Annotated in this window: 7 protein-coding genes; 4 read left to right on the top strand and 3 right to left on the bottom strand. The window is 42.0% G+C overall.

The genetic code is table 11. The features are described 5' to 3' along the window. The coding region (locus M1L62_RS12535) for a hypothetical protein (RefSeq protein ID WP_254413381.1) at positions 1 to 236 on the top strand (236 nt) is incomplete at its 5' end. Between the two features lie 312 nt (positions 237 to 548). Here the strand turns inward: M1L62_RS12535 and M1L62_RS12530 are convergent. Both M1L62_RS12530 and M1L62_RS12525 read right to left on the bottom strand, forming a co-directional pair. After that, positions 549 to 761: a hypothetical protein gene (locus M1L62_RS12530; protein WP_254413380.1), complete on the bottom strand. Its 213-nt coding sequence runs from the start codon at positions 759 to 761 to the stop codon at positions 549 to 551. 435 nt (positions 762 to 1,196) lie between these two features. Further along, a complete protein-coding gene (locus tag M1L62_RS12525) occupies positions 1,197 to 3,641 on the bottom strand; it encodes a ribonucleoside-diphosphate reductase subunit alpha (RefSeq protein ID WP_254413379.1) in 2,445 nt (814 codons plus the stop codon). Between the two features lie 453 nt (positions 3,642 to 4,094). Here M1L62_RS12525 and M1L62_RS12520 point away from each other — a divergent pair, with 453 nt between their 5' ends. Then, complete coding sequence (locus tag M1L62_RS12520) at positions 4,095 to 5,009, top strand: sugar phosphate isomerase/epimerase family protein (protein ID WP_254413378.1); 915 nt, start codon at positions 4,095 to 4,097, stop codon at positions 5,007 to 5,009. Positions 5,010 to 5,096: 87 nt separating this feature from the next. Here M1L62_RS12520 and M1L62_RS12515 read toward each other — a convergent pair whose 3' ends face one another. Further along, a complete protein-coding gene (locus M1L62_RS12515; RefSeq protein ID WP_254413377.1) occupies positions 5,097 to 7,460 on the bottom strand; it encodes a GH92 family glycosyl hydrolase in 2,364 nt (787 codons plus the stop codon). 292 nt (positions 7,461 to 7,752) lie between these two features. Between M1L62_RS12515 and M1L62_RS12510 the strand changes: the two genes are divergently transcribed. Both M1L62_RS12510 and M1L62_RS12505 read left to right on the top strand, forming a co-directional pair. After that, on the top strand, positions 7,753 to 8,481 hold the full coding sequence (locus M1L62_RS12510; protein WP_254413376.1) for a GntR family transcriptional regulator: 729 nt from the start codon (positions 7,753 to 7,755) through the stop codon (positions 8,479 to 8,481). Positions 8,482 to 8,692: 211 nt separating this feature from the next. Then, positions 8,693 to 8,944 carry a type B 50S ribosomal protein L31 gene (locus tag M1L62_RS12505; protein ID WP_254413375.1) on the top strand — a complete coding sequence of 84 codons (252 nt, stop codon included), beginning with the start codon at positions 8,693 to 8,695 and terminating at the stop codon, positions 8,942 to 8,944. Positions 8,945 to 9,047: the final 103 nt, after the last annotated feature.

The raw sequence follows: 9,047 nt of genomic DNA, 5'->3' as shown, positions 1-9,047 counted from the left end.
GCGTTTTTAGGAAAGTTTTTTTGGCTGTTGCAGGGGTGGATCGTTGGGACAAGGGAAACAGCCTTAAAAGGCTGGGTGCGCAGGGCCAGTGTGCGGTGGATTCGGGGTTGGGTGTCGGGATTGTGCAGGAAGACCTTGGAGATGGGGCTGGACAGGCTTTCCTTTTGAAGAAATGTGACACTATATATAGAATGTTGGCATTAATGCGGTCAGAGACCGCCAGCACCCAGTCGTAGTCTGGAGACTACGACCAACAACACCGACCAACAAACACCCAACAACGCACTATAGCCCAACAAACAGTATAGCACCCAACAACAACACACTATAGCCCAACAAACACTCTAATGCGCAACGATACCAAACAATATGTGCAGGATTCCCGGATAAGTCGCTACTAACTCCTAGTCAGCCTCAGAATCATGAACCATTACCAATACTAGAAACAGGGAGATACTAATGAAGCAAGCGAAATGTAAAGCTGGATCTCGGATACCAATCCTATTGACAGTACCAGGGAAATACATTATGAAAGAACACAAACTAATTTAAACACCCGCCTCCGAATCTTTCTGCCGTTTAGCCAGCATGCGTTTACTTATATAATGATCTGCAACCATCACAATGAAAAGCATTAATCCAACTCCAAGGATATTTTTACTATCCGACCAGTTTTGATACGAGCTAAGCGCTCCAAGTAGTAAAAGGGAGATCGTCACAAGCATGAGTACTGCACGAAGAACGGTTTTATATGTTTTCATTGGCCTGTTATCTGTTTATTCAACAATCTAATTTCCTTGCTGCTTAATATATTGTAAATCTTATAACGATCGGAGACCGATGACGCCGGGACGTAGTCTGGAGACTACGCCCAACAAATCTGGAGACTACCCTCCAGCAAAAAATCAATCCCCAACAAAAAACAATTCTACGCCCAGCAAGATTAATCCCAGTAAAAATCAATCCCAACAAAGGATTACACCCAACCGAACTACACCTGGTTGAACAAAACATCCAAAAATCATTCCATGTGTACAAATTAACTACACGATATTTCAACAACGAATTAGGTTAATATCAGATTATGTTCAATACCCCCAATCTTAAACATTTATCTATACATAAGCCTCCCCAAACGAAAACAGGCTCCAACTTAAAAAGCTGAAGCCTGTTTTTATTCTTACCACCGGTTCAAATCAAGACCCGCATGCTTCACATCCTTCCGGATCATCCAATGAGCACTGCATATCCGAGCGGCTGTCACGAGGTGCAACCGGTTTCGTATGATCTTCGGCATATTGTACATAATTCAGTTCCTTTTCTGCAACCACTTCGGTAGCCGGCTCGATTTGCGCCTCAGCTTGTTTGCCCAATGTAAACTGAACCGGGGCAGACGCGGCACGTGTACGTAGATAATACATACCCGTTTTCAGTCCTTTTTTCCAGGCGTGGAAATGCATAGAGGTCAATTTTCCGAAATTCGGTTCTTCCAGGAAGATATTCAGAGACTGCGACTGGCAAATGTAAGCGCCGCGGTCAGCAGACATATCAAGGATGCTGCGCTGCTTAATTTCCCATGCAGTTTTATAAAGATCTTTGATGTTCTGCGGAATATTTGGAATGGCCTGAACCGAGCCGCTGGCACGAACCAGGTTGTTTTTCATTTCTTCATTCCATAAACCAAGCTTCACAAGGTCTTTCAACAAATACTTATTCACCACAACAAATTCTCCCGAAAGAACACGTCTTACATATATATTGGATGTAAATGGTTCAAAACATTCATTGTTCCCTAAAATCTGACTTGTAGAAGCTGTTGGCATCGGCGCAAGCAATAATGAGTTACGCACACCATTCTGAATAACTTCTTTGCGCAGCTTATCCCAATTCCAATTCTGGCTTTCAGGTGTTACATTCCACATGTCAAACTGGAATATCCCCTCTGAAATCGGGCTGCCTTCCCAGCTTTCATAAGGACCGTGAAGTTTGGCCAGCTCCATGGACGCTTCCATCGCTCCATAATAAATGGTTTCGAAGATATCTTTATTTAATTGACGCGCTTCGTCAGAATCAAATGGCATACGCATCATGCAGAAAGCATCCGCCAATCCCTGTATCCCGATACCGATCGGACGGTGTCTTTTGTTACTTTTCTCAGCTTCCGGAACAGGATAATAATTAAGATCAATAATCTTGTTCAGATTGCGGGTGATCACTTTCGTAATCTCATATAATTTCTGGTGATCGAAACGGTAATAACCGTCTTCTTTCATCTCCACAAATTTTGGCAATGCAATCGAGGCCAGGTTACACACGGCTACTTCATCAGGAGCAGTGTACTCCATAATTTCAGTACAAAGGTTCGACGACTTGATTGTCCCCAGATTCTTCTGGTTTGACTTAGAGTTCGCATGATCCTTATACAACATATAAGGTGTACCTGTTTCAATCTGCGATTCAAGAATGGCAAACCAGAGATCCTGCGCTTTTATCGTCTTACGGGCTCTGCCTTCCAGTTCATACTGCTCATACAGTTTTTCAAATTCCGCACTGTGCGTATCAGCCAGTCCCGGACACTCATGCGGACAGAATAACGACCATGTGTCATTTGCCTCCACGCGCTTCATAAACAAATCCGGAATCCACATCGCATAGAAAAGATCCCGTGCGCGCTGTTCCTCTTTGCCATGATTTTTTCTCAAATCAAGGAAATCAAAGACATCGGCATGCCAGGGTTCCATATATATAGCAAAAGAACCTTTACGTTTTCCGCCGCCCTGGTCCACATAACGGGCTGTATCATTAAATACGCGAAGCATCGGAACAATACCATTGGACATTCCATTGGTACCTTTAATATAAGAGCCGGTTGCCCGCACGTTATGTATACTCAGACCAATACCACCAGCCGACTGTGAGATCAGCGCACATTGTTTCAATGTATCATAAATACCATTGATGCTATCCTCTTTCATCGTTAATAAGAAACAGGACGACATCTGCGGTTTCGGTGTACCCGCGTTAAATAAGGTTGGCGTAGCGTGCGTGAACCATTTCTCAGAAAGTAAATGGTACGTTTCAACCGCTGCCTGCACATCGTCCTGGTGGATACCAATCGCAACACGCATCAGCATTTGTTGAGGACGCTCTACAATTTTTCCGTCAACTTTAAGTAGATAAGATTTTTCCAGGGTTTTGTAGCCAAAGTAATCGTAGGCGTAATCCCTGTCATATATAATGGTAGAATCAAGCAAAGACGCATGCTGACGAATAACCTCGTAAACTTCCTTGGAAATCAACGAAGCATTTTCGCCGGTTTTATCATCTATATAAGTATAAAGACGTTTCATTGTAGCCGAAAACGACTTCAATGTGTTTTTATGGAGATTTGAGATTGCTATCCGGGCCGCCAAAATAGCGTAATCAGGATGCTTGGTAGTCATCGAAGCTGCTGTTTCAGCAGCAAGGTTATCCAGTTCGGCGGTGGTTACCCCGTCATAGATACCGGATACGACCTTTTTGGCTACCTCTATGGGCTGGACGTAATTGTTATCCAGGCCGTAGCTCAGTTTCTCAATACGGGCAGTCACTTTGTCGAATTTTACCGACTCACGGCGACCGTCACGCTTTATAACGTACATAGACATGTCAATTTTTTTCTGAGGTGAAAGAGATTTAAAGTTGTTAATGATTTAAGGGGAGGGAGAAATAAATTTCCATGAAATAACTGAAAATAAATCAAAAGTGCAACTGGTAATTTAACCTAAAAAATCACTTTGTAAGGATAGTGCAAATTATCAAATTGTTAATATTCTTAAAACAAGTCGATTACCAATGCGGAGGTATATTTGGTTTATAGAAAAATTATTTTTCATATTTCTATAAAAAATATTTGTACACTTTTTTTTCGCAGGAGTCTAGGAAATACCAAAAGTTCAATGTAATAATATCTGATATTCAATATATTACCGTATAATAATTTATCGATAAAATTTCAAATTTGTAAACTTTTTTCTATCACCCCTATTTTTTATATACATATTGTCCTGATTCTTCCTTTTTAATAATACATATACTTTTAAAAAATAACCGATATGGATCAGCCATTTGAGTCTCAGTCAAGAAGGACATTTTTGAAACAATCTGCCGGGATCTGCGCTGGTTTGTCCCTGGGCGCAGAAAGCCTTGTGCGGGCAGCTTCTCAGGACGATTTCGGAGCTAAATTTTCCCTGCCGCTGGGTGTTTATGCATCCTATGAAAAAGCGGCACTGTTAAAAAATTATGGATGTTCTTACATTGAGGAATCTGTCGGCGGATTCCTGATCCCGAAAAACGGGGATATGCAGTATGCAAAAAATCTTCAGCAGCTGCAATCCGACCAGTTCCCTATCCGCTCTTATGTAATCCTGCTGCCTGGCGATCTGAAGACACTCGGACCTGACGCCAACCATGAAGCGATTTTACAACGCACGGATCTGGCTTTAAAAAGAGCAAAAGAATGTGGCTCCAAGTACATTGTTTTTGGAAGCGGCGCATCCCGGGTTATTCCTGAGGGTTTTGATCGCAACAAAGCAAAAGCGCAGCATATAGAACTGAGTAAAAGAATGGCTCCATTGGCAGAAAAGCACGGTGTGACGATTGCACTGGAACCTCTGAACCGCGGAGAAACCAATTTTATTAACAGCTTATCGGAAGGAGTGGAAATTATCAATGAGGTGAATAGTCCGTCTTTTCAGCTGCTTTGTGATATATACCATATGTTAAAGGAGGACGAACAGGCCGATCAGATCGTCAAATTTGGAAAACATATCGTGCATTGTCATATTGCCGAAAAACAAAACCGGACTCCGCCAGGCGTGGCAGGCGACGATTTCAGACCTTATCTTTCCGCCTTGAAAAAAATAAAATACAAAGGCGGACTTTCTATTGAATGTTTCGTGTATCAGGATTTTGATAGTCAGTCTAAAAAAGGAATAGAAGTACTTCAAAAACAGATCAGTGAAGTGTAGAAATGATCTGACGGTTATCTTTTTTATGAAAAAGCCGTTATTATCCGGATACTTGATACGGATAATAACGGCTTTCTGATATCGTTATTATTGTTCTGACGGTGGTGCTGTTTTACCCCGGTTTTCGTTCGGCTGATTCCCCATGACCATCACCAGCTTTCCGCCTTTCATCAACTCATCCCGATAAAGCCAGCAGTTGTCCAGAACTTTATCGTTAAACCTGGCCGACTGGACATATACATTTTCCTTTGTGTTATTCTGTGTTTCAATCACCAGAATCTTGCCATTGCCCAACCGGATCGACGCTTTATCAAAAACAGGGCTACCCAGTTGAATCACCGGTCGCAGATCGGTAAGACCTTTCACATCAAACAGCCCGAGAGACGCCATGACATACCACGCGCCCAGCTGCCCCTGATCCTCATCCTGCCCGTAACCATAACCATGAATACTTTCCGTTCCATAAAACTCATCGCAGATTGCCCGGGTCCATTTTTGCGTCAGCCATGGTTTACCGGAGAAATTGAACAGCCAGCTCACATGAAGATTAGGCTGGTTACCATGATTGTACAACGACTTAATCCCCGCAAACGCGTCAATTTCCTTGCCTCCTCCGAAACTGTTCTTTTGAGCTGTCTCAAAAATACTGTTCAATTTTTCATTGAAAGCTGATTTCCCCGTCGCCGTTATTAACCCAGCCGGATTGTGCGGGACATAAAAGGTATACTGTATCGCATTACCTTCCTGAAACCCTATCCATGGCTCCATCGCATCAAATTTATCGATGAATTTCCCCGCAGCATCTTTCGGATGTATCACTTTTTCAATCGGGTCAAAAAGTAATTTCCAGCCCTCCGAATATTTTATCAGCTTTTGATAATCATCCTTTTTACCAAGTGATTTAGCCATTTGTGCAGCGGCAAACGAGCTGAAACTGTATTCCAGCGTATGTGACGCGGAAAAATGCGACCCGGTCGAGTCCGTTACATTTTTTACCAGATAAGGTGAATATCCATACTTAATAAATGCCGACAAATCCATTTTCCCCGAGCCTTCCAACCTGTTTCTGTACGATAGTTCGTTATTTTTTACCGCCTCATAAGCCAGTTTTGTATCATAATCTCTGATTCCCGAGGCGTAAGCGCCCGCGATCGCAAGCCCGACCATATTGGTACCAACGCCGGAAACAAAGTTCCCATTGACAACACCATCTGCAAACCATCCTCTTGCCTTATAAATTTCAAGCTGAGACTGAACATAGTTATTGTAGTGCTGCGGATAGGAAAGCGCCCACAACTGGGTAATGTTCCAATAGGCGCCCCAGATGGCATCCGTATTATAAATGCTGTAACTGAAATTCCCGTTTTTATCCCTGGGCAGTTTCCCGATCGAACCATCATGTTTTGGAAATGACCCATTCACATCACTGGACGTGCCCCTTCCCAGCAACGCATGATACAAACCTGTATAAAATTTAACCTTATCTTTTTGATTGCTCCCTTCTACATACAACTTGCCCAACTCAGCCTCCCAGGTATTCCGGGCATTGATTTTTGCCTTTTCGAAAGAGAGGTTTTTAGCCTCGGCCATTAGATTTTCCCTGGCATTGGCAACAGAAGTATAAGACTGGCCAACCTTTATTTCAATCACTTCTCCGACTGTTGTTTGATATTCAAGATACAAACCCGCACCTTTTCCCTTCGCCGCATTCGATTTCGGCTGAATACCATTGGCTGTAAAAGCGCCTACGTTAACCGGTTTTTTACTGATTTCTCCGTAGATATACATGGAAACCTGCCCTTTCGGGTCGTACGTTTTTACATATTTGGGATAAGTTATCACAAATCCCTCAAAATGCGTGGCGTCCGTCATCCTGATTTCCGCGTTCCGTACCTCACCGCTTTCACCCTGCTCATTTCCGATATCCAGCAAAATCCTCGACTCCTTATTTTGCGGAAATGTATAACGGTGAAATCCCACGTGTTTGGTTGCCGTAAGTTCGGCGGTAATCTGATAATCTTCCAGCAAAACTTTGTAATAACCCGGCTGTGCAATTTCATTTCTTTTATCAAACCCCGACCGATAGCCCTCTTCTTTTCTTTCCAGATCACCAGGTTTTACCCTCAAAGGACCGGTCGCTGGCATAAAACTGATACCGCCGACCTGCCATTCGTGAAAATGGACAAAACCTTCAATGGAGTTGTGGCGCGTATCATAACCCACAGCCTCCCAACCGGATGGATTGCCATAATGTCCATTCGTGGAAGGTGCCAGTTTGGCCATTCCATAAGGCACAGCAGCAGGTGTATAGAAAAACCATCTGCTATGCGCTGTCCCGATTTTAGGGTCAACATATTTAAATACACCGTCTCTTTCATTACCTGCAAAAGCAGTCGTCAATACCGACAGCCCAATAACCACGCTGTTAAGCAGCTTTCTCGATCGTTTCATTTATATGAATTCTGGATAATTGATTCCGTTATATTTCATCATGTATTATTGTTTACACATATCTGATTACATCTTTACAATTTCTGCCTTCATGGGCATTGCAAGGTATATTTCATCAATATGTTGTAATGTACAAACATATTAACATTTAAGATATTTTCTAATATTTAATTTGATTATTTATTCAAAAAACATAAAGTTTTGTATTTATTGCTGATCTAAAACCATATGTATCGACAAGTCAAACGGGAAAATTTCTTACTATTGTACCAATAACCGCTCTCAAAGTTAGATGAAGTACTCTATTGACCACAAAAGTCCGATACCGTTGCATGCCCAGGCCGAAACACTCCTGAGACAATTAATTGCCGAGGAGCAATTCCAAAACGGCATGGTATTACCCAATGAAGTTGACCTTGCGAAACAGCTGGCCATATCCCGGACAACGTTAAGACAGGCTATAAATAAACTGGTATTTGAAGGCCTGCTGGTGCGCAAAAAGCGAACCGGTACAAAGGTTTCCAATGCAGCAGTAAGCTCAAAATCCAACAACTGGCTTAGTTTTTCTCAGGAAATGAAACTGAGAGGGATACCGATCAAAAACTTCGAACTGCACGTAACCTGGGTTTTCCCGGATGAATATCTTGCCAACTTTTTCGAAATAAAAACAGACCGGAAAGTGTTAAAAATGGAAAGGGTGAGAGGAAAACCTGACGAACCCTTTGTCTATTTTGCTTCTTATTTCCACCCAAGAGTTGGTTTAACAGGTGATGAAGATTTTAAGCGTCCATTGTACGAGTTGCTGGAAAATGATTATTCTGTGATTGCAACGTTATCCAAAGAGGAAATCAGCGCTAAAGCAGCGGATTCTTTCATTGCGTCAAAGCTCAAAATACCGGACGGAAGCCCGGTTTTACTAAGAAAAAGATTCGTTTTTGATCAGGGCGAAAGACCGATCGAATACAATGTGGGTTATTACAAGGCTGACAGCTTCATTTATACCGTTGAAAGTACGCGATAACTTATTGTTTCCGGCGAATTTGACGGATTGAAAAAAGATCCGGAGACGGGTCGCTGTTTTTTGCCAATTCGTCCAATGTTGTGGTATCTAAAACACATTGACAATCAATTTCTTAAAATATTGTATAAGATTATTTGCTCCGTCAGTTTATAATAATTACTTTTGCAATCCTTTTTGAGAATTGTATCGAAACACATAATTGCATATACAAATGAAAAATGATATTCATCCCAATTACAGAGAAGTAGTATTCTGGGATTTATCCAGCGATTTTAAATTTATTACACGCTCGACAATCGAAACCAGCGAAAACATTACCTGGGAAGATGGAACAGTTTATCCTGTATACAAAGTCGAGGTTTCTTCTAAATCACACCCATTCTACACAGGTAAAAATGTACTTGTAGATACGGCTGGACGTGTTGATAAATTTAGAAAACGTTACGGAACGAAAGAAGCTTAATCTTATTTTTAGGTTAACCGTCGTAAGGAAAGCAGTCTCAAAGCGAAAGCGATCACGAGACTGCTTTCTTTTTTTGTCCGAACCAAAAAAATGGCCGAACTTT

Source organism: Dyadobacter diqingensis, assembly GCF_024220585.1.
Classification (GTDB): Bacteria; Bacteroidota; Bacteroidia; order Cytophagales; family Spirosomataceae; genus Dyadobacter; species Dyadobacter diqingensis.
Note: the sequence above shows the minus strand (reverse complement) of the source record. Positions and strands in the feature narration are given on the sequence as shown.

Coding starts and splice junctions, on each gene's coding strand:
- M1L62_RS12530 (WP_254413380.1), bottom strand. CDS start 761: ATGAAAACATATAAAACCGTTCTTCGTGCAGTACTCATGCTTGTGACG.
- M1L62_RS12525 (WP_254413379.1), bottom strand. CDS start 3,641: ATGTACGTTATAAAGCGTGACGGTCGCCGTGAGTCGGTAAAATTCGAC.
- M1L62_RS12520 (WP_254413378.1), top strand. CDS start 4,095: ATGGATCAGCCATTTGAGTCTCAGTCAAGAAGGACATTTTTGAAACAA.
- M1L62_RS12515 (WP_254413377.1), bottom strand. CDS start 7,460: ATGAAACGATCGAGAAAGCTGCTTAACAGCGTGGTTATTGGGCTGTCG.
- M1L62_RS12510 (WP_254413376.1), top strand. CDS start 7,753: ATGAAGTACTCTATTGACCACAAAAGTCCGATACCGTTGCATGCCCAG.
- M1L62_RS12505 (WP_254413375.1), top strand. CDS start 8,693: ATGAAAAATGATATTCATCCCAATTACAGAGAAGTAGTATTCTGGGAT.